The following is a 21514-nucleotide window of genomic DNA, read 5'->3' on the forward strand; positions in this document are numbered from 1 at the left end:
CTTCAGCGGTTCCCTCGAATGGAAGGCCCGCCCACGAGTTCGGCGCCTTCGTAAGGATCGGCGAGGCCGAGCGACGCCGCGATGCGGCGCTCCAGCGCCTCCATCTCCTCGGCCTCGCGCGGCGATTGGTGGTCGTAGCCGATCAGATGCAGAAATCCGTGAACAATCAAATGAGTGAGATGCGCGTCGAAGCTCTTGCCCTGCTCCTCCGCCTCCCGCGCCGTCGTCTCGCGGGCGATCACGATGTCGCCGAGCGAGAGGCGCCTCGCCAGCGGCCCGGGCGTCTCGAAGGAGAGGACATTGGTCGGCTTGTCGATCCCGCGCCATTGCGCGTTCAATTCGCGGATCGTCGCGTCGTCGGTGAAATTGACGCTCAGCTCGCAGTCCTGCGCGAGCGGCGCCGCCGAGAGGGCGACGCACTCGCGCACGGTACTCTGCGTCAGCTCGTCCAGGCCCGCCTGCTGTTCCCAGCAGGAAGCCGTGACGATAATGTCGATGGAAAGGCTCATGGCTCCCGAGGCTTTGCCCTCTCCCGGCCGGCCGCCTCATAGGCGCCGACGATCTGCCGCACGAGGTCGTGGCGCACCACGTCGCCCTCGGCGAATTTGACCCGGCCGACGCCCTCGATCTTCGAGAGCAGGGCGATCGCCTCGCTCAATCCGGATTTCTGGCCGGGCGGCAGGTCGGTCTGCGAAGGGTCGCCATTGACGATCATACGCGATCCTTCGCCTAAACGGGTCAAAAACATTTTCATCTGCATCGAAGTGGCGTTCTGCGCTTCGTCGAGCAGGATACAAGCCTTGGTGAGGGTGCGCCCGCGCATGAAGGCGAGCGGGGCGACCTCGATCATGCCGGTCTGAATGCCGCGCTCCACCATGCGCGGGTCCATGAAATCGTGCAGCCCGTCGTAGATCGGGCGAAGATAGGGGTCGACTTTCTCGCGCATGTCGCCGGGCAGGAATCCGAGCCGCTCGCCGGCCTCGACGGCCGGGCGCGACAGGATGATCCGCTCCACGACGCCTTGCTCGAGCAGAGAGACGGCGTGGCCGACGGCGAGCCAGGTCTTGCCCGTGCCGGCGGGACCTTCGGCGAAAACCAGCTCGAAGCGCTTCAAGGCCCGAAGATAGAGGTCCTGGGCGAGGTTGCGGGCGCGCACCGGGCCGCGGCGGCGCGTCGAGATCTGCTCGAAGACGGCGCGGCCGGCGTCGGCGTCGGGGAAGAGCGTCCCCTGCCGGGCGCATTCCTGTATGGCGCCGTCGACATCGCCGAGCCCGACGCTCTGGCCCTGCTGCACGCGGCCATAGAGGATCTCCAGCACGCGCCTGGCGTGCTCGCAGGCCTCGGATCGGCCTTTCAAAGTGACATGATTGCCATTGGCGAAACAGGCGATGTCGAGCTTGCGCTCGATCTTGGCGAGGTTCTGGTCATAGAGGCCGAAGACCAGCGAGGCGTAGCGATTGTCCTCGAAGGCGAGCGTGATCTCGGCTTCCGGCTCGCCGGGACGCGGCGCGTCCGGCTGCTCGTAGACCCGTGGCTCGCGCTGAAGCCTCACAGGGCGGCCTCCCTCATGGGCTCGCCGATGCGTCCGGCGAGCGAATTGGAGCCGGCGGCGAGAACCGTCACCGGCAGGAGCGAGCCGATCAGCTCGGGGCCGCCGGCCGCATGCATGGCTTGCATATAGGGGCTCTTGCCGGCGATCTGACCTTCGTGCCGGCCCGGCTTTTCGAACAGCACTTCGACGGTTCGTCCCACCGTGGCGGCGTTGAATTCGCGGCGCTGCTCCTCGAGCAGGGCCTGGAGCACGGCGAGCCGCTCGACCTTGGCCTCTTCGGCGATCTGATCGTCGCGCTCGGCGCCGGGGGTGCCGGGCCGTGGCGAATATTTGAACGAGAAGCTCGACGCGAAGCCGACCGCGCGGACGAGGTCGAGCGTCGCCTCGAAATCGTCCTCGGTCTCGCCCGGAAAGCCGACGATGAAATCGGAGGAGAGCACAATATCGGAGCGCGCCGCGCGCAGCCGCGCGACGATGTCCAGATAAAAGTCCGCGTCATGGCGCCGGTTCATCGCCTTCAAAATGCGATTCGACCCCGATTGCACGGGAAGATGCACGAAGGGCGCCAGCATCGGAAGAGACGCATGGGCGTCGATCAGCTCCTGATCCATGTCGATCGGATGGCTCGTGGTGTAGCGCAGGCGCGTGACGCCTTCGATACGAGAGAGACGTTCGAGCAAGCGGGGAAGGGTCGACGGCGCGCCGTTTTCCTCGACGCCGCGGAAGGCGTTGACGTTCTGGCCGATGATGGTGATCTCGCGCACGCCCGCGGCGGCGAGCGCTTCTGCCTCGGCGACGATCTCGGCGACGGAGCGCGACACTTCCGCGCCGCGCGTGTAGGGAACCACGCAGAAGGTGCAGAATTTGTCGCAACCCTCCTGCGCGGTGACGAAGGCCGTCACGCCGCGCGGAATCGGCGCGCGGCGCAGCGCGTGGAATTTTTCCGCAACCGCGAAATCGGTCTCGGCCAGTCGCTCGCCGGCCTCGGCGCGGGTCAGCAATTCGTCGAGGCGATGATAGCTCTGCGGGCCGACCACGAGATCGACCGCCCGCTGGCGGCGAAGCACCTCGACGCCCTCGGCCTGGGCGACGCAGCCGGCGACGACGATCCGGAAATCGCGGCCCTCGGCGCCGCGCTCGGCCTTGAGCCGCGCGAGCCGGCCGAGCTCGGAATAGACCTTCTCGGTCGCTTTCTCCCGAATATGGCAGGTATTGAGCACCACGAGATCGGCGTCGTCCTCACTCGCCGCTTCGCCATAGCCTCTGCCCGCGAGCAGATCCGTCATGCGCTCGGCGTCATAGACGTTCATCTGGCAGCCGTATGATTTGACGAAAGCTTTCGTTCGCCCGGGCAATGTCCCGCTCGCGCTTGCGGCGAGCGGGAGAGGCGCGAGGGTTTTCGCGGCGGTATCGGAAATGTCAGCTCTCCTCGAGGCCGTGTGCTCATTCCTTCGGAGCGATTTTACCCTGCTCGGCGCGGCCTGCAACGCCGCCTTCCAGGAGCGCGCGCACACGCTGCTCGGTCGCCTGGGCGAGAGCCTTGCGGTCGCCTGCGCGCGGGTCCACCGCCTCACCCCATAATATATGACATTTTGCGCCGCCGCGCCTCATCAGGCTCCACAAATGTGGAAGAAAAGTCATGTCGCCGTACCAGCCGACGTCGAACCGGCGGCCGCTCCGCGGCTTCTTCTCCGCATAGACGATCGCCGCCGGGGCGAGGATCGGCGCCTCGCCATCCTCGGCGAGCCCGGCCAGCATGGCGAAATGCGAGGCGTTGAACTTCAGCACGCCGGAGCCGTCGCTGGAGGTCCCTTCGGCGAAGACGACGATGTCCTCTCCTCGGCCGAGCCTCTCGGCGAGGGCGGCGTTGACGATGGGGATCGCTCTACGGTTGCCGCGGTCGACGAAGATCGTGCCCTGCAGCCGGGCCAGAAAGCCCAGCACCGGCCAGAAGGCGACCTCGCGCTTGGCGAGGAAAACGAGCGGATAGCGGCTGGCGAGAGCAATGATGTCGGTCCAGGAAACGTGATTGGCGACGACGAAGCGCGGCGTCGCTCCCGGCGGCCGCCCCTGTTCGCTGACCTCTATGCCGATGATCGCGCACATGGTCCGGCAGAAGCCGGTCTGAATGCCGTGGCGAATCGCCCAGCCGCGCCGGCGCGCCAGCCATTGGACGGGAACGAAGAAGACGAACGCCCCGGTCATCGCCAGGACGAAAGCGATCGCGCGTAGATAGGCCATGGCCTTTCTTTCAACGCGCGAACGACAGTTTCGTGACAGAGCGACGAGGCGCCGGGGCGTCAGTCGATCCAGCGGGACCTCATACAATTGTAGAACCGGTCCTGCAGAGCGTTGCCGCGGGCGTAATCGCCGTGTCGAAAGGCCGCTCGCGACGCCGCGTTGAACCTGTGGCAGTCCTGCCAGCGGCCGACGCCAGAATAGCCGGAGCGCCCGCCGTGGCGCGGCCCCCATCCTCCGCCGCCGCCATAGGGGGACCCGCCCCAGCCCCCACCGCCTTGGCCGCCCATCATGCCGCCGCCGGCATGGCTCGGCGGCGCGGCGAGCGCGCCCAGCGCGAGGATGGCGACAGCGGCCAAAGACCGCTTTCCGAGAGGGAGCGCGCGCGATTTTTTCATTTGCCCGAGCATGACGACCCCTTCGCTTTGGGTTGGGGGGAGATCGCGGTGAGATGACGCGCCTAGTTGGGGCGGCGCCGGCGCTCGGCAATGCGTCGGCGCGCGCCCGGGAGAGCGGCCGCGAAAGGATCGTCGAAAGTCGTCGATCAGGCCGCGATCGCGTCGGCCCCGTCGGCGAGGCGAAAATCCTGCGTCGCCGGCTCCGGCAGGCGCCGCCAGGGCGCGCACTCATAGCCCCGCGCCGAGAGTTCGCCCGCGCCGTACGCCGACATTTCGACGACGAGCCGCGTCGTATGGTTGAGCACGGGCGGAACCGCCCAGGCGAAAGGAGGGGCCACGGCCGGCGTCGCGCGCAGCGCGGATTTGCGCGCCTCGTTGTTGTCATGGCCCATGCGCGCCCGCCAGCCGGCGGCCGGCTCCTGCCAGTCGTTGGCGACGACGATCGGGCCGCGCAGCACACGCGCCTCGCGTTCGGTGCGTTCGATCAGCGCAATCTCGTGCCGAGCCGTTCCGGTCAGCGTGAACAGCACCGGCCGCGCCAGCGGCTCGCGCGAGAGGAGCGCGACCGCCTCCTCGAAACTCGCGCAGCTCTCGAAGGCGAGGCGCAGCAGATGGTCGGGCGGCCAGCCGTTCTCCTGCGCCAGCGCGTCGCGCAGATTGAGCGCGAAATCGAAGGGAAAGGTGAGAACGCCGTCGCGGCGGCGGCGCATCGGCGCCTGATTGACGACGGCGGCGAAGCGGCCGGGGGCCATGGCCGTCAGCACGCCGACCGCGCCGGGCCAGGTGACGTTGTAGAAGCCGCCCGCCGGGCCCTGCTGCCAGGCGATCTCGGCGCCGCGGCCGAGGCCGCGAAACGGCCAGTCCAGCGAGCGGCGCAACGCCGGGACGCCGCCCGGCGCGAGATAGGCCGAGGTCGTGCAGGCGAAGAGATAGGACATGTTGAGCGCGACGGCGCCATGGAACCCGAGGATCTCGGCTACTCGCTCGAGGTCGCGCCGGTAGAGCGACGCCGATTTGCGCAGCCAGGCGGCGGCGAGATGGTCGAGAGGCGCGAGGCATACGTGGCTCCAGCGCGGCGCCGGCGCGAGACAGGCGTCGCGCAGCGCGGCGGCGGCCTCGAGGCGCGCCGCGGCATGCGCGATCGGACCGCCATCCCGCACATCCACAAAAGGAATCTGCCGCATCCTGGTTCCTCCGGCGGTTGTCATGAAAGCGATATGAATCTCACATACAACTGTCATATAACAGTCGGAAAGCGAGGTCTCCGCGGCCCCACGCGAAAAAATGCGCGTGGGGAAGCGCCGTCTCGACTGATCTTTCCGCTGGCTCGGCCGCTGGGCGGGCGCCCGCGATGTTCTCGGAGGGCGCGTTCGGGTTAGATAGGGCGTCGACGAGCGAATCGCCGCTCGACCTCGCCAATAGGGTGGAAGCGCATGTCTCGTCCGAATGTCCTCGAAGCGATGACCGCTCTGCAGGATCACGCGCGCACTCTGCGCGCCCTGCGCACGACGGAGCTGTTCTCGGCCGATCCCGGCCGCTTCGCGGATTTCTCCGTGACCCTCGACGATTTCCTGTTCGATTTCTCCAAGCACAGGATCACGCGCGAGACCTTGCGCCTGCTCGTCGAGCTCGCGCGCGCGGCCGATGTCGAAGGGCGGCGCGCGGCGCTATTTGCGGGCGAGACGGTCAATTCGACGGAGCATCGCGCGGCGGCCCATATGGCGCTGCGCGATCTCGGGCAAGGGCCGCTCGTCGTCGGCGGCGAGGATGTGCAGCGCATCGTCGCCGAGGAGCGCGCCAAAGTCTACGACTTCGCCCGCGCCATCCGCTCGGGCGCGTCGCGCGGCGCCCGTGGCGAGCCTTTCACCGATGTCGTCAATATCGGGATCGGCGGCTCCGATCTCGGCCCCGCCATGGCCGCGCGCGCGCTCTCGCCCTTCACTGCCGGCGGCCCGCGCACGCATTTCGTCTCCAATGTGGACGGCGCCGACATCGCCGACACGCTGAAGACGCTCGATCCCGCCCGCACGCTGTTCGTTGTCTCGTCGAAGACCTTCACGACGCTGGAGACGATGACCAATGCGCGGAGCGCGCGCGCCTTCGTCGTCGCGGCGCTCGGCGAGGCGGCGGTCCCCGCGCATTTCGCCGCCGTCTCGACGCGGCTCGACAAGGTCGCCGCCTTCGGCGTCGATTCGTCGCGCGTGTTCGGCTTCTGGGATTGGGTCGGCGGGCGCTATTCGCTATGGTCGTCGATCGGCCTCTCGCTGGCGATCGCGATCGGTCCCGAGCATTTCACCGAATTCCTGCGCGGGGGCGCCGATATCGACGCGCATTTCGTCGCCGCGCCGCTCGACCGCAATATTCCGGCGCTGATGGCGCTCATCGGCGTGTTCCATCGCAATGTCGAGGGCAGGGCGGCGCACGCCGTCATTCCCTACGACCAGCGCCTCGCGCGCTTTCCCGCCTATCTGCAACAGCTCGACATGGAGTCGAACGGCAAGTCGGTCGCGCGCGACGGCGGCGTCGCGGAATTCGCGACGGGCCCGATCGTCTTCGGCGAGCCCGGCGCCAATGGCCAGCACGCCTTCTTCCAGCTCTTGCATCAGGGAACCGACGTCACGCCGATCGATTTCCTGATCGCCGCCGAGCCGATCGACGCCGATGCGCATCATCACGCGCTGCTGTTCGCCAACTGCCTCGCGCAGAGCGAGGCTTTTATGCGCGGGCGAACGCTCATGGAGGTGAAGGCGCTGCTCGCCGCACAGGGGCTCGGCGAAGCGGAGATCGAGGCGCTCGCGCCGCACAAAGTGTTCTCGGGCGACCGGCCGAGCAGCGTGCTGCTCTATCGCCGCCTCGATCCGCGCACGCTCGGCCGCCTCGTCGCCCTCTATGAGCACAAGGTGTTCGTGCAGTCGGCGATCTGGGACATCAATCCCTTCGACCAATGGGGCGTGGAGCTCGGCAAGGAGCTCGCCAATCGCCTCGCGCCGATCGTGGAGACATCTTCGGCGCCGCTCGACGGGCTCGACGGCTCGACGGCGGGGCTCATTCGCTGGCGCCGGGAGAAGGCGGAGAGCTGATCATCGACGCGCCTCGCACATCGGCGCTTTTGCCCGGGCGTCAGCGCGCCGCGCAAATCCTCGTCCTCGTCGAGCGCTGCCGTTTCGGCGGCGGACTGCTCGCCCCAGCCGCAGCAATCGACGGCGATCGTCGCTCGCCCTCGCATCGCGGACGACGCCGGCGGCGAGCGCTTTTACGAATCGCCCCGAGGGGCCGAGCGCGCGGCCGGTCTCCGCGTCGATGACGATCGCATCCACCTCGGCGTGATCGTTCTGGACCGCTTCGAGCGGCCGCCCGGCTTCTGATCTCTCGACGCGCCTTGCCGCTGCAGCCGTTGGATTATTCGGATTCGCTGCGCCGCCGCGCGCGCGTCTCCACATCGATGTCGTGCACGCGCGCCTTGATGGTTCGCCAATTCGGCGCGGGCAGGCGCTCCTTGAGGCAGCGCTTGCTGATCTCGCGCACGAGCTGGCTGAACTTCGGCCGCGAGGGCTGCAGATAGAAATTCTCGATGGCGTCGCGGATCAGCGTCTCGCGCGTCGCGTCGAGCACGCGCGCGCCCTTCGGCCGCCCGACCGGACGCGTGAAGGGCGAGGTGACCGCGCCGCAGGTGCGGAAGGTCTTGATCATGCGATAGGCGGTCGCGCGGCTGACGCCGAGGTCGCGCGTCAGATTCTGGATCGCGCCCTGAGACAGCCGCTCCCCCTCGCGCGTCAGCAGCTCGCGAATCATCTCCTCGCGGCGACGCTCCTCCTCCGGACGGCGGCTCCGTCTCTCCTCTCTCTCGTTCGCCGTCGTCGGCGACGCCACGGCGGGGCGGTCGGGCTCGAGAATATTCCCACTCATTTTCTCGGCGCTCCTCGCGAAAGCTCGTGTGGTTGCTCCCGTCACGGCGAGGCCCATGCGCGGGCGCCGTGACTGGAAGAGTTTTTCTCATGTTTTCAAAACCGAACACAATGTTCGATTTTTCGCTCGCGAGCGCTTCTGCAGCCCGTCGCCGCGGTCTCTGGTCCGCTCGGCGACCGTCGTCTCTCATAATCTGCACGAAAAAATCCCCGTCGGACAGGCGCTTTCGGTCGACCCGGCGTGAATTAGAAAAGTTCAAAATTTCGTCGGGCATGGTCGAAATTCGAACGGGCTTTAGTCTTGCTACATAATGTCGCATCGTCGAGTCCAATAATCGTAGCGGAGCCCGGGCCGGTACGGAGTCGTACCTTACGATGACCGTGCAGATCGAGGGGTCTTCCGATCGCGCATGAAGAAACCCGGGTCCGCGCAGCGCGCGCCCGGGTTCGGGACGTGACGCGTCACGCGCGATAGGTCAGAGATTGAGCGCTCGGTTGACCGTCGGGATGAAGATAGCGAACACGAATACCGTGACGAGAATCCACAGCGCGACCCATTTCAGCTCTTCCGCCTTGTGCAGCATTTTCTGAGCTCCTCCCTCTGTTGCCTCGGAATTTCGGCGCCGCCGCGCCGCTCTGCGGCCCATCGGCGCCCCATCGTTCTTGATCCAAGATTCTGCTGCGCACAATGAGCGCTTGCGGGCGGCACGATGTCGCATGTCTCCTACGATCAAAGACATCTCGCCGTTTCAATACAAGTATCATTCAAAAATACAGCCATTAATGCTTACATATGCCTGCGTGTCTCATTGTAAATAACATTGATGTATCATCATAAATGACAGTATCAAGTATAAAATGCAACAAATGCTGCATAATGTCGCATGTATATCGCTTTATTGTTCGTTGACGTACGAAGATTTCGCAGTATCAATTTTGACACTGTCGTCAGTTGCTCCAGCAATGCTGTAGCACATGCGTCGCATGGAAAGAAATTCTGCGACAGGGCCGGGCGCCGCGAGTCGGCCTCGTACGGGTGGACAGTGGCCCGGGCGGCCGGCTCACGGAACGTAAAAACGTCGTCCGAGCGAGGCGGGAAAAATTTCTGCCAACGGACGATCTGTGAGGAGGAAGTCTAGGATGAGCCTTACGACCGAGAAAGCATCCGAAGCCGTACGAGCGGCGGAGAGCGACTCCATTGTCAATTACTGGCCTGCCTATTGGACGATGATTTGTCTCGCCGTGTTCTACATCGCCATTCGCATCTACGAGCAATATTTCGGCTGGAAAGCCGGACTCGATTCATTCGCGCCCGAGTTCCAGACCTATTGGCTGAACCTGATGTGGACCGAGCTGCCGCTCGAATTCGTCGCCTTCTGCGGCATCGGCGGCTATCTGTGGAAGACCCGCGACCGCAACATCGACAATGTCGCGCCGCGCGAGGAGATGCGCCGGCTGCTGACTCTGGTCGGCTGGCTGGCGATCTACGCCTTCACCGTCTATTGGGGCGCCTCCTATTTCACCGAGCAGGACGGCACCTGGCATCAGACGGTCATTCGCGACACGGACTTCACGCCGAGCCATATTCTGGAGTTCTACCTCAGCTATCCGATCTACATCATCGCCGGCTGGGGCGCCTTCATGTATGCGCGCACGCGTATTCCGCAGTTCGCGAAGAAAATCTCGCTGCCCTTCCTGCTGTTCTTCGCCGGCCCGTTCATGATTTTCCCGAACATCGGCCTCAACGAATGGGGCCATACGTTCTGGTTCATGGAAGAGCTGTTCACGGCGCCGCTGCATTGGGGCTTCGTGTTCTTCGGCTGGTTCGCCCTCGCGGTGTTCGGCACGGCCTGCCAAGTGCTCGATCGCGTGATCGAGCTCTCGAAGGACTATGAGGCGGACGTCCTGTCTCTCTGATCCGACTGGATGGAAACAACCGCGGCCGGCGACGGCGAGGCGCCGCCGCTCGCATTCTCCGTTCCTTCCGAAGCGATCGCGTCCGAGGGGCGAAGGGGACAAGTCCGAAATCCGGCGCGCGCGCCGGGGAAGAGAATCTCGAGGAGCAAGAAAGAATGTCCATCTCGACAGAGGCCGGCGCGGCTGCCGGCAAAACATGGAAATCGAAGGAGGAGTTTCTCGGCTGCGTGCTGCTGACCGACTGGATCTTGCTGGTCGTCCTGTTCGCCGTCGTGCTCGGCTCGTTCCACATCCACTATATGCTGCTCGCCGGCGACTGGGATTTCTGGATCGACTTCAAGGATCGCCGCATGTGGCCGACCGTGGCGCCGATCGTCGCCATGTGCTTCGCCGCCGCGGCGCAGTCCTTCCTGTGGCAGAAGTTCCGCCTGCCGATCGGCGCGACGGTCGCCTGCCTCGCTCTGCTCGTCGGCGAATGGATCAACCGCTATGACAATTTCTGGGGCTGGACCTTCTTCCCGATCAATCTGGTCTTTCCCTCGGCGTTCATCCCCATGGGCTTCTGGCTCGACGTGGTGCTGATGCTGTCGGGCAGCTGGCTGGTGACGGCGCTCGTCGGCTCGATGGGCTGGGGCCTTCTGTTCTATCCGATCAACTGGCCGGTCCTCGCGCAATATCACCAGTCCGCCGAGATCGACGGCGTGCTGCTGACGCTCGCCGATCTCATCGGCTTCAACTACGTCCGCACGGGCACGCCGGAATATATCCGCATGGTCGAACGCGGCACGCTGCGCACCTTCGGCAAGGATGTCGTTCCGGTCGCGGCCTTCTTCTCCGCCTTCATCTCGATGCTGATCTACTTCCTGTGGTGGAAGATCGGAACCTGGTTCAGCAACACGAGATATATCGAGGCAGAGGACATCTGACCGCTCGAGGCGACCGAGGCGGGCCGCCGGAGCCGGACCGCCTCCCGAGACGAAGATCGAGACAAACGCGCTGTCCCTTCCGCTCGGGAGGGACCAGGCGAGACCACGGGGAGAGAAATAAAGATGACCACCTTCTTCGGGAAACTGGCCGAATATGCGAGGAGCGCGCGCGCGGCCTTCGGCCTCGCGGCGGCGATCGCCGCCACGACGCTGCTGGCGGCGAGCCCCGCGTCGGCGCATGGCGAGCGCTCGCAGCAGGCCTTTCTGCGCATGCGCACGCTGAACTGGTACGACGTCAAATGGTCGAAGACCGAAGTCGATGTGAACGAGGAGATGGTGCTCACCGGCAAGGTGCATGTCTTCTCCGGATGGCCGCAGGCGGTCGCCAAGCCCGAGGTCGCCTTCCTCAATGTCGGCGAGCCGGGCCCGGTTCTCATCCGCAAGGGCGCCTATGTCGGCGCCGTGCCGGCGCCGCGCTCCTTCTCGATGGAGGTCGGCAAGGACTATGAGTACAAGCTGGTGCTCAAGGCGCGCCGCCAGGGCCGTTTCCACGTTCATGTGCAGATCAATGTCGAAGGCGGCGGACCGATCGTCGGCCCCGGCGAATGGATCACCATCAAGGGCGACATGGCGAACTTCGCCAATCCGGTGACGCTGCTCGATGGCGCGACGATCGATCTCGAGACCTATGGGATCAATTGGGTCTTCACCTACCACTTCCTGTGGATGGCGGCGGCGGCGGTCTGGATCCTCTACTGGTTCATGACCAAGGGCATCATCGTGCGCTATTGGTGGGTGAAGGCCGGCAAGGCCAACGAGCTCATTACCGCCAATGAGAAGAAGTTCGGCGGACTGTGGCTCGCGGGAACCATGCTCGCGGTGATCTTCGGCTACGCCTGGGCCAACAGCGCCTTTCCGCGCACCCTGCCGATGCAGGCCGGCCTGCTGAAGGGCATCGATCCGATCCGTCTGCCGCCCCAGTCGGTCGCGATCCGGTTCAAGGGCGGCTCCTATACCGTGCCCGGCCGCGAACTCGCGATCAGGCTCGAGGTCACGAACAGCGGAACGGAGCCGGTGAAGATCGGCGAGTTCACGACCGCGGGCCTGCGCTTCCTCAATCCGGAAGTGTTCACGACGCGGCCGCAGTTCCCCGACTATCTGCTCGCCGACCGCGGCCTCTCGGTCAGCGATCCGGCGCCGATCGCGCCCGGCGAGACGCGCGACCTGACCGTGCTGGTGCAGGACGCCCGCTTCGACATCGAGCGCCTGTCGGATCTCGCCTATGACACGGACAGCCAGTTCGGCGGACTCCTGTTCTTCTTCGCTCCCTCCGGCGCGCGCCAGGGCGTCGAGGTCGGCGGACCGGTGATCCCGAAATTCCAGGCCGGCGCCACGCTGTGACCTGAATCCGAGCTTCACGCGGTTCTCGCTCTTCTCGCCGCGTGTCGGCCCGAACTTGCCCCCGCCCGGTTCGCCGGGCGGGTTTTTTGCTTCGGTGGGGCAAGGCGCCTCTCCCGTAGGCTGGTCGAGGCCGGAGCCGCGCAGGTCCCTCGTCCGAAGGGAGATTACAATGCACAAGCACGAACAAGCCGGGGATGTTCGCGCCGTTCCGGCGCATATATTGGACCGAGGCTTTCGAATTTTAGTGCTGCGGGAGTTTCGTGAGACAGATCAACCGCCGGCTCTGGCTTTGATTCAACAAAATATTTTGCGCGATGTGCATCGAATCCAGCGCCACGGCATATTTTTCAGCTGTACTTTTCTGCCCGATATCACGCAATGGCTGAATGAATTATTGGGCCGTCCTTCCCTTCATCCGCCGGATTATCCAGAGAGCCCCGCTTTTCGCAATCCGGCTTGGCCCTCTTTTCGGTGGCGTCGGGAAAACCGGCTTTGGGACGCGGGCATTCGGACGGTCGAGTGGCATGCCGATGTGATCTTTGCCGATCAGGCGTCTTTCGATGCATTCATGGCGCGCTGGCGAGACCGTTTGATCGAAGGGGCGGCGCCGAGCGAGGCCGGGGACCGATCATCGGCCGCGCTCTGATGAGCGTGCAGCCTTTGCGCGTATCCTCTATTACGCGCAGAATCTGGCCATCTCCCCGTGAAGGGGGGCGGGGAAGGGATGGGGTCGCGCCCTCGCGCTCTCGCCTGCGTCCGCCCATTTGTGACGCGGCGGCGCGCGTTGTATATGCGCGAAGCCGCGCGGGCCGGATGAAACGGCGCCGCGGCGGGAGATCGAACGAAAATTGCAAACGGACGCCGAACATCCCGCGTCGCCGCTGCGCGCCTCGCGCGCGAAGGCGCTTTCCGGACGCTGCCGGCCGCCCGGCGACAAATCCGTCTCGCACCGCTCGCTGATACTCGGGACGCTCGCCGTCGGCGAGACGGCGATCGAAGGCCTGCTCGAGGGCGATGACGTGCTGCGCACCGCCGAGGCCTGCCGCGCGCTCGGCGCGCGGATAGAGCGGCTCGGCCCCGGTCGGTGGAGCGTGTGCGGCCCCGGCCTCGGCTCGCTGCTCGAGCCGCGCGGGACATTGGATTTCGGCAATGCCGGCACGGGCTCGCGGCTGATGATGGGCATCGTCGCCGGCCATCCGATCACCGCGCGCTTCGACGGCGACGCTTCGCTGCGCAAGCGGCCCATGCGCCGCATTCTCGACCCGCTGACCTTGCAGGGCGCGCGCGTGCTGGAGGAGGCGGAGGGCGGGCGCTGCCCGATCCTGCTGCGCGGAACGGCCGAGCCCCTGCCGATCGAATACAAGACCCCGGTCGCCTCGGCGCAGATCAAATCCGCCGTGCTGCTCTGCGGGCTCAATTCGCCCGGCCGCACCGTGGTGATCGAGAGCGAAGCCTCGCGCGATCACACCGAGAAAATGCTCGCCCATTTCGGCGCGCGCGTCGCGAGCGGGCCCTTCGGCGCGCATGGGCGCAAGATCACGCTGGAAGGGCGGCCGGAACTGCGGCCGGCGCCGGTGCGCGTGCCGGCCGATCCGTCCTCCGCCGCCTTTCCGCTCGTGGCCGCGCTGATCGTCCCCGGCTCCGAGATCGTGATCGAAGGCGTGATGATCAATCCGCTGCGCAACGGCCTGCTGACGACGCTGCAGGAGATGGGCGCGCGCGTCGATCTGGAGAACCGCCGCGCCGAGGGCGGGGAGGAGGTCGCCGATATTCGCGTCGCCTCCGCCGCGCTCGCCGGCGTCGACGTGCCGGCGGAGCGCGCGCCGTCGATGATCGACGAATATCCGATCCTCGCCGTGGCGGCGGCTTTCGCGCGAGGCGAGACCCGCATGCGCGGCCTCTCCGAGCTGCGCGTGAAGGAGTCCGACCGGCTCGCGGCGATCGCCGCGGGCTTGCGCGCCAACGGCGTCGAATGCGAGATTATCGGGGACGATCTGATCGTCGGAGGCGGCGCCGGGCGCGTTCCGGGCGGGGGAGTGGTCGAGACGCGTCTCGACCATCGCATCGCCATGAGCTTTCTCGTGATGGGGCTCGTCGCCGAGCAGGATGTGACGGTGGACGACGACCGCATGATCGCGACGAGCTTTCCCGATTTCCGCGCCCTGATGGAGGGGCTGGGAGCGCGCTTTGCCTGAGCGGGGCCTCGTCATCGCCATCGACGGACCGGCGGCGTCCGGCAAGGGCACGCTGGCGCGGCGGCTCGCCGCGCATTTCGGCCTGCCGCATCTCGACACGGGATTGCTCTATCGCGCCACCGCCTGCGCTCTCCTGGACGACGGCCGGCCGCTCGACGACATTCGCGCGGCGGTGGAGGCGGCGCGCGGCCTCGCTCTCTCCGATTTCGACGAGGCGCGGCTGCGCACGCGCGAATTGGGAGAGGCGGCGTCGGTCGTCGCCGCCATACCGCAGGTGCGCGCGGCGCTCGTCGACATGCAGCGCGGTTTCGCCGCGCGCCCGCAAGGGGCGGTGCTGGACGGGCGCGACATCGGCACGGTGATCTGCCCGGACGCGCCGGTGAAGATCTTCGTCACCGCGAGCGCGGAGAAGCGCGCCCAGCGGCGCGCGCTCGAACTGTCATCGCGCGGCGAGAAGGTCGATTATGCGGCGGTGCTCGCCGATGTGCGCAAGCGTGACGAGCGCGACAGCGGCCGTTCCCAAGCGCCGCTGAAACGAGCCGCAGACGCGGTCGCGCTCGACACGACGGACCTCGATATAGAAGCCGCCTATCGCGCCGCCCGCGAGATCGTCGAGGAGAGGCTGGCGCTCGCCGGGAAGGTCTGACGCGAGGCGCGGCGGCATGAGCGAATCGGGCAGGCAGAAGGTTTTCCGCTTCGCGCCGTCGCCGAACGGCTATCTGCATCTCGGCCACGCTTATTCGGCGCTGCTCGATTTCGATCTGGCGCGCCGCGCCGGCGGCCGCTTCCTGCTGCGCATGGAGGACATCGACCGCGGCCGCGCCCGGCCGGAGTTCGAGCAGGCGATCTACGAGGATCTCGCTTGGCTCGGCCTTCGATGGGAGGAGCCGGTTCGCCGCCAGTCCGAGCATTTCGACGATTACGCCGCGGCGCTCGCGAAGCTCGACGCGCTCGGCCTGCTCTACCCCTGCCGTTGCTCGCGCGGCGACATCGCCCGCGCGACGCAGGCGCGCGCGGACTGGCCGCGCGATCCCGACGGCGCGCCGCTCTATCCGGGAACCTGCCGCGGCGCCCGATGCGGAACGGGGCCGGCGAGCCTGCGGCTCGACATGGCGAAGGCGGCGGCGATGGTCGGCGGGGAGGTGCGCTGGCGCGAGGCCGAGGCCGGCGAGATCGCCGCCGCGCCGTCCGCCTGGGGCGACGTCGTCCTCGCGCGCAAGGACATTCCCGCGAGCTATCACATCGCCGTCGTGGTCGACGACGCGCTGCAGGGCGTGACCGATGTGGTGCGGGGCAGGGACCTCTACGAGGCGACGCGCATCCACAGGCTTCTGCAGATCCTGCTCGGACTGCCGGCGCCGAGCTATCGCCATCACGCGCTGGTGCGGGACGAGGACGGCAAAAAGCTCGCCAAGAGCCGGCTCTCCGAGCCGCTGCGGACGCTGCGCGCGGACGGCGCGACTCCGATGGACGTGCGGCGACTCCTCGGTTTGGCGTGACTGAGGAACGGCCCGCCGCCGGCTTAGTCGTGAGAGATCCCCGCGGGGATTGCGGGGGGACGGAAACCGGACCATGATCGAATTGTACGGGAGAGCAGCGCGGACGTGATGAAGAAGATCATTTATGATTTCGGGGCGAATAATGGCGACGATATTCCCTATTTTCTCGAAAAGGCCGACGTCGTCGTGGCCGTCGAAGCCAATCCCGCATTGTGCCGGACGATCGAACGCCGATTTGGGGACGCGCTCGAAGAAGGCCGGCTGCATGTCGAAAACGTCGCTCTGAGCGTCGACGGAACGCACGAGACGCTCTTCTACATCCACCATGAGAACCATGTCCTGAGCCAGTTGCCGCGGCCCTGCGACGATGTGATCGACAATTACGAATGCGCGCGCCTGCCGGCCGCTTCGCCGTCCGACATCGTCGGGAAATACGGCGATCCGCATTATGTGAAGATCGACGTCGAGCATTACGACCATGTCGTGCTGCGGGACCTTTTCGCGAACGGCGTCTTTCCGCCCTACATTTCCGCGGAGGCGCATGACGTCGAGGTGTTCGCGCTCCTCGTCGCGGAGGGCTCGTACGACGCGTTCAAGCTCGTCGACGGCCGCAGCGTCTGCGAGCTCTATCGCGATTGGCCGATCGAGACGAAGGACGGCCGAATCGTCTCCTACAGCTTTCCGTTTCATTCGGCGGGGCCCTTCGGCGAGGATGTGGCCGGCGAATGGCTGAGCGCGAATGAGTTTTTCCCGGTGCTGGCGCGTGAGGGCCTCGGCTGGAAGGATATTCATGCGACGAATGCGGTCGTGGCGAAGCCGTCGCGCGCGCCGGGCTCGCATGCAGCCGCGCCGTTCGGCGCCGTTCGGCCCGACCCGTCGCATCGGCCGACCGCAGCGATTCGCCGCGTGGCGGAACTTCTTCTCACACTGGGGCGCTGGTCGGGGAGCGCCAGGCTCACCAGCGTCGGCGAATGGCTGTGGCGCCTCCGATGAAGCGGTTTCGAGCAATGATATGAACGAAAGGCGGTTCGCGATGAAGCCCAAGATCAGCATCGTCACGCTGGGCGTGCGCGACTTCGCCGAATCGCTTCGATTCTATCGAGACGGCCTCGGCTTCCCGGCGCATGATTACTCGGAGGGCGAAGATCATGTCCTGTTCCGGCTGGACGGTTCGTGGCTGTCCCTTTATCCTCGCGACAAGCTCGCGGATGACGCGACAGTGTCCGGCGAGGGAGGAGGCTTTGCCGGCGTGACTCTGGCTCACAACGTCGGTTCGAAAGAGCAGGTCGAAGCGGTTGTCGCTCGAGCGGTCGGCGCTGGAGCAAGGGCGGTGAAACCTCCTCAGGATGCATTTTGGGGTGGATACCACGCCTACTTCGCCGATCCGGACGGTTTTCTCTGGGAAGTCGCGTACAACCCCTTTACCGACCTTAGTTGAGACGGTCTCTCCCCTTCGGATCTCCTCTCGTGAGACAGCGACTATGAGGATGCTGTTCGTCGTTTCCGTCGTCCTCGCCGCGACGGTGGGCTCGGCCCGCGCGAATTTCGGCTATTGCTTCGCCCCCGGTCTCGCGGGCGGGACCAAGGTCGTGATCCACGACCATGTTCGCGAAGCCGATTTCTGGGACGGCGCTACGGTCGACGCCTATCGCAAGATCCTCGAGACGTCGCATCGGTTCCGGTTCGGCTCCCTGAGCTGCCCGGGGTTCGACACGGAGGCGGAAGCGCTGGAGAGCCTGGCCCGGTTGACCAGGGTCTATCTCGAGCACGGCTTCGTCGATTTCCCCTATCCGCCTCGGCCGGCGGCCGACTGACGGTTTCAGGACTCCTCGCCGTCCTTGCGCGGCGCCTCGCCCGCGGCGATCCGCGCGATCCAGCGCGTCGACGGGAAATGCTTGCACATCGTCAGCACGGCGATGGCGATGGGCACGCCGATGAAGGCGCCGGGCAAGCCCCAGAGAAAGGTCCACAACAGCACGGCGAAGACGACCATCGTCGGCGACATCGCCAGCGCCGTGCCGGAGAAGATCGGCTCCAACCCGCTGCCGATGACGAGCTGAACGACGCCGAGCGCGCCGAGCACGAACAGCGCGGCCTGCGCCGAATCGAACTGCACATAAGCGAACAGCGCCGGAAGGACGGTTACGACCAGCGGGCCGATATAGGGCAGATAATTGAGCGCGAAGCTCAACACGCCCCAGGCCGCGGCGAGGTCGAGGCCGATCGCGAGCGCGAACAGAAAGACGAGGGCGCCGGTCGCGAGGCTCGCGGCGGTTCGCACCAGCATGTAGCGGCGGAATTTTTGGGCGATGTGCGAACTCGCGCGCAACACCCGCGAGGCCGTCTCCTCGTTCGTCGCCGCGGCGACGTTCTTCTTCAGCGCCGACGTCTCGGCGAGGCCCATCACGACATACACGAACACGATGAGCGCGAAGCCCGCGAGCACATTGATCCGAGTCGCCGCCGCTCGGATCACGCCGAGCATCCAGGCGGCGTTCGCATGTTCCGTGATCAGCGCGCCGACGAAGATGTCATGCGTCTCGAGCCATTTCGTCGACGCTTCGAAGCTCGTTCTCACGCGCTCGAGATTTCGGGCGAACCAATCGACGATTTCGCCGCCGCCCCAGACGATCAGCGAGGACAGCGTGATCACGACCGCGAGCGCGGCGGTCACGGTGAGCGCGAGCGCCGCCCAGCGCGGCAGCCGCGTCTCCAGCGCGGTCTGCAGCGGAAAGATCAGCGCGATGATGAAGATCGCGAAGACGATCGGCTCCACGACGGTCTGCCCGACATGGGCGGCGACGAGCGTCAGGAATATCAGAAGCGCAGCGCCGGCTACGTTCGCGGTTTCCGTCATGGTCCTTCCCCTGCGCGACAACGGCGATCGGAAGGTAGAGCGTGCAGCGCGATCGTGAACGCTCGCGCTGCACGCTCATTGCCGCGGCCGCGCGCCGCTCTAATTCCGCGTCCGTATCGCTCGCTCATTGGAGGAATGCGCATGACGGAGACCACGAAGCCTGTTTCGCGCCGCTCGCTGCTCGGCGGCCTGCTGATCGCACTCGCCGCGGCGCCGCTGGCGACGGTCGCGCCTTCCGCAGCAGAGGCGCAGGAGCGTCAGTTCGTGCGCCCTTCGCATACGCCGCGCGTCATGCGGCCGCGCAGCGAGTTGCGCGGGCCGCGGACGCATCGCAGCCTGTTCCGTCTGCGTCGCCGCGTTCCTCCGGCCGCCGTGCGGTGAGCCGCCGGAGCGAGCCGTAATGATCCCGACCGGGAGGCTCCCCGATGAATGATCATAGCGCGAGCGTCTCCCGGCCGCGGGCCTCGTCCGACCCCTTGCCCGGAATCGCCGGCTGGGCGCGGCAGAAGGCACCCTATCTCGCCGTGCTCTTTCTAGCAATCCTCGGCGTCGCCTATACGAGCGTCGCGCAGAAGCCGCTGTTCGGCTATTGGGAGTTCCTGGGGCTCGCCGTCGGCGTCGCCTGTGTCGTCATCGGCTGGCGCAAGACGGACGACCGGCGCGAGCGCATTGCCATCGCGCGCACGCAGTTCCTGCATTGGGCGGCGTTTCTCGTGGCGATGAACATCCTGCTGTGGCCGAGCGTCAACAACTTCCTCAACGCGCCGGCGACCGGACTCGCGCTTCTCCTGCTGCTCGCCCTCGGCACATTCGTCGCCGGCGTTCACGTCTCCGCGGATATCGCCGTGCTCGGCCTCGCGCTCGCGGCCGCCGTGCCGGCGCTGGCCTGGTTCAAGCAGGCGGCGCTGCTCTTGGCGCTCTCGGCCCTGGCGGTCGTGGCGATCGGCGTCGCCTTGTGGTCGCGTCGCGACGACGCGGCCACACGCCGAGGCGTGGACGCGGCGTGAGGTTCAGCGTCCCTGGCGCGTCGCGACACGCGGATTGTTCGGCGCCTTGGCCATCAGCTGGTCGATGCGGTCCCGCTCGCGCTTGAAATCGCCGAGCAGGCGCCCGTCGAATTCGCGAGTGCGTGCGAGCCTGACCCGCATCGGATCGACGAAATGGCCGTTGACCATGACTTCGTAATGGAGATGCGGCCCGGTGGAGAGGCCGGAGGAGCCCAGGAAGCCGACGACCTGGCCTTGGCGCACGCGCACGCCCTCGCGAACGCCGCGCGCAAAGCCCGACATATGGCTGTAGGCGGTGACATAGCCGTTGGCGTGCTGAATCTCGACGCGGCGCCCATAGCCGCTGTGCCAGCCGGCCTCCATGACGACGCCATTGCCGGCGGCGAGAATGGGCGTGCCGATCGGCGCCGCCCAATCGACGCCCGTGTGCATCTTGTAATAGCCGAGGAGCGGATGGCGCCGCATGCCGAAGCCCGAGCGCGTCTCGCCGGCCGCGATCGGCTTGCGCACCAGGAATTTGCGGCTCGAACGGCCGTTCTCGTCGTAATAGTCGATGACGCCGTCGTCGGCGGTCTGATAGCGGTAATAGCGTAGCGTCTCGTTATGGCTGGTGATCGAGGCGTAGAGCAGCGCCTCGCGGCCCGGCCCTTCCTCGCTCTCGTCATAGAGAACGTCGAGCGAATCCCCGGCCGCGACTCCGCGCTGCAGATCGAGGTCGCTCGCGAAAATGCGGACCAGTTCGTTGATGATCGGGCGCGGAATGTCCTGCTTCAGCGCGGTCTCATAGAGCGAATCGTAGAGGCGCATCGCGCCCGAATCGTCGGATATGTCGTCGCCGTCCTCCTCGAGGCTCGCCGCGCCGCGCCGGCCGGCCCTGGCGAGATTGGTCGGCGCCGTCACCTGCAGAAAGCCGCCTCGATCCGTCGCCGCGACCATGGTCTCGAGCCGGTCTTCCGAATAGATCGAGATTCGCGCGAGCTGCATCTCGGCGCCGGACCCGTCGAAGTCGGCGAACAGCAGCTTGATGCGCTGCCCTTCGCGCGCCGCCGTCTCGATCCGCCGGCCGCCGAGAGCCGCGGCCACTTCCGCGATCGCGGCCTTGGTCGCGCCATTGGCGAGCAGCGCGTCGGCGAGCGTTTCGCCATGGCGCAGAACAATGAGCTTCTCGTCCATCTGTGTCGGCTGCGACGCGCTGGAACGAGGCGCGATGGTGACATTCTCCGGCACCATGCGCACTTCGATCGAGGAGAAGGGCGCCGCGGCGAGCGATGTGACCCCGGTCGTCGCGTAAGCGAGGGCGGGGGAGCCGAGCGAGGCGCGGCTGGTGCGCGAGAGCAGCCATTGCCCGGGCGCCGCGAGCGCGGCGTTGGGGCCGGCTTCGAGCTGCGATTTCGCCTGCTCGGCGACCTGCGCGCGGCACTCTTCGATGGTGAGGGCCGCGTTCTGCTCGCCGAGCTCGGCCGTGAAGAGATCGCGCGTGACGAAGGAGATCTCGGCGTCGTCCAGGGCGATGTCCGGCTCCGTCGAGGCGTCGGCGGGATTTCGTGCATCCGCCAACAGCTTCAGTGGATTGAACGGCGGCACCTCGTCGGCGAGGCTGGTCGGCGCGAGGGTCAGCG

22 protein-coding genes (1 of these 22 cut by a window edge) are annotated in these 21514 nt (G+C 66.5%); 13 read left to right on the plus strand and 9 right to left on the minus strand.

Annotation, left to right across the window (positions count from 1 at the left end; all coding sequences use genetic code 11):
* Nucleotides 1-2 precede the first annotated feature (2 nt).
* From ybeY to AC6IW9_RS07095, 6 genes are all read right to left on the minus strand, one after another.
* Nucleotides 3-509, minus strand: coding sequence for an rRNA maturation RNase YbeY (gene ybeY, locus AC6IW9_RS07070; protein ID WP_497770709.1), 507 nt, complete (start codon nucleotides 507-509; stop codon nucleotides 3-5).
* Nucleotides 506-1552, minus strand: a complete 1047-nt coding sequence (locus tag AC6IW9_RS07075; RefSeq protein ID WP_497770712.1) for a PhoH family protein — start codon at nucleotides 1550-1552, stop codon at nucleotides 506-508. Before AC6IW9_RS07075 ends, ybeY begins: the two co-directional genes overlap by 4 nt.
* Nucleotides 1549-2862 (minus strand): tRNA (N6-isopentenyl adenosine(37)-C2)-methylthiotransferase MiaB, encoded by a 1314-nt coding sequence (gene miaB, locus AC6IW9_RS07080; RefSeq protein ID WP_497770714.1) that lies wholly within the window; start codon nucleotides 2860-2862, stop codon nucleotides 1549-1551. The genes AC6IW9_RS07075 and miaB overlap by 4 nt, the downstream gene beginning before the upstream one ends.
* Before the next feature lie 133 nt (nucleotides 2863-2995).
* The gene (locus tag AC6IW9_RS07085; RefSeq protein WP_497770717.1) at nucleotides 2996-3793 is read right to left on the minus strand and encodes a lysophospholipid acyltransferase family protein; all 798 of its coding nucleotides are present in this window, start codon (nucleotides 3791-3793) and stop codon (nucleotides 2996-2998) included.
* 59 nt (nucleotides 3794-3852) lie between these two features.
* Complete coding sequence (locus AC6IW9_RS07090) at nucleotides 3853-4149, minus strand: hypothetical protein (RefSeq protein ID WP_497770720.1); 297 nt, start codon at nucleotides 4147-4149, stop codon at nucleotides 3853-3855.
* Nucleotides 4150-4334: 185 nt separating this feature from the next.
* On the minus strand, nucleotides 4335-5372 hold the full coding sequence (locus AC6IW9_RS07095; protein WP_497770724.1) for an Ntn hydrolase family protein: 1038 nt from the start codon (nucleotides 5370-5372) through the stop codon (nucleotides 4335-4337).
* Nucleotides 5373-5621: 249 nt separating this feature from the next.
* On the opposite strand from AC6IW9_RS07095, the gene pgi reads away from it, so the two are divergent.
* Nucleotides 5622-7268 (plus strand): glucose-6-phosphate isomerase, encoded by a 1647-nt coding sequence (gene pgi / locus AC6IW9_RS07100; RefSeq protein ID WP_497770727.1) that lies wholly within the window; start codon nucleotides 5622-5624, stop codon nucleotides 7266-7268.
* A gap of 319 nt (nucleotides 7269-7587) precedes the next feature.
* Here pgi and AC6IW9_RS07105 read toward each other — a convergent pair whose 3' ends face one another.
* The gene (locus AC6IW9_RS07105; protein ID WP_497770730.1) at nucleotides 7588-8094 is read right to left on the minus strand and encodes a transposase; all 507 of its coding nucleotides are present in this window, start codon (nucleotides 8092-8094) and stop codon (nucleotides 7588-7590) included.
* A 1139-nt stretch (nucleotides 8095-9233) separates the two neighbouring features.
* On the opposite strand from AC6IW9_RS07105, the gene amoC reads away from it, so the two are divergent.
* From amoC to AC6IW9_RS07155, 10 genes are all read left to right on the plus strand, one after another.
* Nucleotides 9234-10010 (plus strand): bacterial ammonia monooxygenase, subunit AmoC, encoded by a 777-nt coding sequence (gene amoC, locus AC6IW9_RS07110; RefSeq protein ID WP_497770733.1) that lies wholly within the window; start codon nucleotides 9234-9236, stop codon nucleotides 10008-10010.
* A 155-nt stretch (nucleotides 10011-10165) separates the two neighbouring features.
* Entirely contained in the window at nucleotides 10166-10936 is a 771-nt protein-coding gene (gene amoA / locus AC6IW9_RS07115) for a bacterial ammonia monooxygenase, subunit AmoA (RefSeq protein ID WP_497770736.1), read from the plus strand.
* 123 nt (nucleotides 10937-11059) lie between these two features.
* A complete protein-coding gene (amoB, locus tag AC6IW9_RS07120) occupies nucleotides 11060-12337 on the plus strand; it encodes a bacterial ammonia monooxygenase, subunit AmoB (RefSeq protein ID WP_497770739.1) in 1278 nt (425 codons plus the stop codon).
* A 169-nt stretch (nucleotides 12338-12506) separates the two neighbouring features.
* Nucleotides 12507-12983, plus strand: a complete 477-nt coding sequence (locus tag AC6IW9_RS07125; protein WP_497770741.1) for a hypothetical protein — start codon at nucleotides 12507-12509, stop codon at nucleotides 12981-12983.
* 202 nt (nucleotides 12984-13185) lie between these two features.
* Nucleotides 13186-14532, plus strand: coding sequence for a 3-phosphoshikimate 1-carboxyvinyltransferase (gene aroA, locus AC6IW9_RS07130; protein WP_497770742.1), 1347 nt, complete (start codon nucleotides 13186-13188; stop codon nucleotides 14530-14532).
* Nucleotides 14525-15178, plus strand: coding sequence for a (d)CMP kinase (cmk, locus tag AC6IW9_RS07135; RefSeq protein WP_497770743.1), 654 nt, complete (start codon nucleotides 14525-14527; stop codon nucleotides 15176-15178). Before aroA ends, cmk begins: the two co-directional genes overlap by 8 nt.
* A 16-nt stretch (nucleotides 15179-15194) precedes the next feature.
* Nucleotides 15195-16031, plus strand: a complete 837-nt coding sequence (gene gluQRS / locus AC6IW9_RS07140) for a tRNA glutamyl-Q(34) synthetase GluQRS (protein ID WP_497770746.1) — start codon at nucleotides 15195-15197, stop codon at nucleotides 16029-16031.
* A gap of 108 nt (nucleotides 16032-16139) precedes the next feature.
* On the plus strand, nucleotides 16140-17024 hold the full coding sequence (locus AC6IW9_RS07145) for an FkbM family methyltransferase (protein WP_497770748.1): 885 nt from the start codon (nucleotides 16140-16142) through the stop codon (nucleotides 17022-17024).
* Between the two features lie 40 nt (nucleotides 17025-17064).
* Nucleotides 17065-17469, plus strand: a complete 405-nt coding sequence (locus tag AC6IW9_RS07150) for a VOC family protein (RefSeq protein ID WP_497770750.1) — start codon at nucleotides 17065-17067, stop codon at nucleotides 17467-17469.
* A gap of 49 nt (nucleotides 17470-17518) precedes the next feature.
* On the plus strand, nucleotides 17519-17845 hold the full coding sequence (locus AC6IW9_RS07155) for a hypothetical protein (RefSeq protein ID WP_497770752.1): 327 nt from the start codon (nucleotides 17519-17521) through the stop codon (nucleotides 17843-17845).
* A gap of 5 nt (nucleotides 17846-17850) precedes the next feature.
* Here AC6IW9_RS07155 and AC6IW9_RS07160 read toward each other — a convergent pair whose 3' ends face one another.
* A complete protein-coding gene (locus AC6IW9_RS07160; RefSeq protein WP_497770755.1) occupies nucleotides 17851-18888 on the minus strand; it encodes an AI-2E family transporter in 1038 nt (345 codons plus the stop codon).
* A gap of 141 nt (nucleotides 18889-19029) precedes the next feature.
* Between AC6IW9_RS07160 and AC6IW9_RS07165 the strand changes: the two genes are divergently transcribed.
* Nucleotides 19030-19269, plus strand: a complete 240-nt coding sequence (locus tag AC6IW9_RS07165; protein WP_497770757.1) for a hypothetical protein — start codon at nucleotides 19030-19032, stop codon at nucleotides 19267-19269.
* Between the two features lie 44 nt (nucleotides 19270-19313).
* Nucleotides 19314-19895, plus strand: a complete 582-nt coding sequence (locus tag AC6IW9_RS07170) for a hypothetical protein (protein ID WP_497770759.1) — start codon at nucleotides 19314-19316, stop codon at nucleotides 19893-19895.
* Between the two features lie 3 nt (nucleotides 19896-19898).
* Here the strand turns inward: AC6IW9_RS07170 and AC6IW9_RS07175 are convergent, their stop codons facing one another.
* Nucleotides 19899-21514 carry the 3' portion of a M23 family metallopeptidase gene (locus AC6IW9_RS07175; protein ID WP_497770762.1) on the minus strand. The gene runs 421 nt beyond the window's last position, so the window shows 1616 of its 2037 coding nt (coding positions 422-2037); its start codon lies off the right edge, out of view; it ends in the stop codon at nucleotides 19899-19901.

Source organism: Methylosinus sp. shoA (assembly GCF_059718125.1).

Bases quoted from the DNA above. Each gene is read 5' to 3' on its own strand.
- AC6IW9_RS07155 (WP_497770752.1), top strand. From the start codon at position 17,519: ATGCTGTTCGTCGTTTCCGTCGTCCTCGCCGCGACGGTGGGCTCGGCC.
- AC6IW9_RS07125 (WP_497770741.1), top strand. From the start codon at position 12,507: ATGCACAAGCACGAACAAGCCGGGGATGTTCGCGCCGTTCCGGCGCAT.
- gluQRS (WP_497770746.1), top strand. From the start codon at position 15,195: ATGAGCGAATCGGGCAGGCAGAAGGTTTTCCGCTTCGCGCCGTCGCCG.
- ybeY (WP_497770709.1), bottom strand. From the start codon at position 509: ATGAGCCTTTCCATCGACATTATCGTCACGGCTTCCTGCTGGGAACAG.
- pgi (WP_497770727.1), top strand. From the start codon at position 5,622: ATGTCTCGTCCGAATGTCCTCGAAGCGATGACCGCTCTGCAGGATCAC.
- AC6IW9_RS07145 (WP_497770748.1), top strand. From the start codon at position 16,140: ATGAAGAAGATCATTTATGATTTCGGGGCGAATAATGGCGACGATATT.
- amoA (WP_497770736.1), top strand. From the start codon at position 10,166: ATGTCCATCTCGACAGAGGCCGGCGCGGCTGCCGGCAAAACATGGAAA.
- AC6IW9_RS07165 (WP_497770757.1), top strand. From the start codon at position 19,030: ATGACGGAGACCACGAAGCCTGTTTCGCGCCGCTCGCTGCTCGGCGGC.
- AC6IW9_RS07170 (WP_497770759.1), top strand. From the start codon at position 19,314: ATGAATGATCATAGCGCGAGCGTCTCCCGGCCGCGGGCCTCGTCCGAC.
- amoC (WP_497770733.1), top strand. From the start codon at position 9,234: ATGAGCCTTACGACCGAGAAAGCATCCGAAGCCGTACGAGCGGCGGAG.
- AC6IW9_RS07105 (WP_497770730.1), bottom strand. From the start codon at position 8,094: ATGAGTGGGAATATTCTCGAGCCCGACCGCCCCGCCGTGGCGTCGCCG.
- AC6IW9_RS07160 (WP_497770755.1), bottom strand. From the start codon at position 18,888: ATGACGGAAACCGCGAACGTAGCCGGCGCTGCGCTTCTGATATTCCTG.
- amoB (WP_497770739.1), top strand. From the start codon at position 11,060: ATGACCACCTTCTTCGGGAAACTGGCCGAATATGCGAGGAGCGCGCGC.
- AC6IW9_RS07150 (WP_497770750.1), top strand. From the start codon at position 17,065: ATGAAGCCCAAGATCAGCATCGTCACGCTGGGCGTGCGCGACTTCGCC.
- miaB (WP_497770714.1), bottom strand. From the start codon at position 2,862: ATGAACGTCTATGACGCCGAGCGCATGACGGATCTGCTCGCGGGCAGA.
- AC6IW9_RS07095 (WP_497770724.1), bottom strand. From the start codon at position 5,372: ATGCGGCAGATTCCTTTTGTGGATGTGCGGGATGGCGGTCCGATCGCG.
- AC6IW9_RS07085 (WP_497770717.1), bottom strand. From the start codon at position 3,793: ATGGCCTATCTACGCGCGATCGCTTTCGTCCTGGCGATGACCGGGGCG.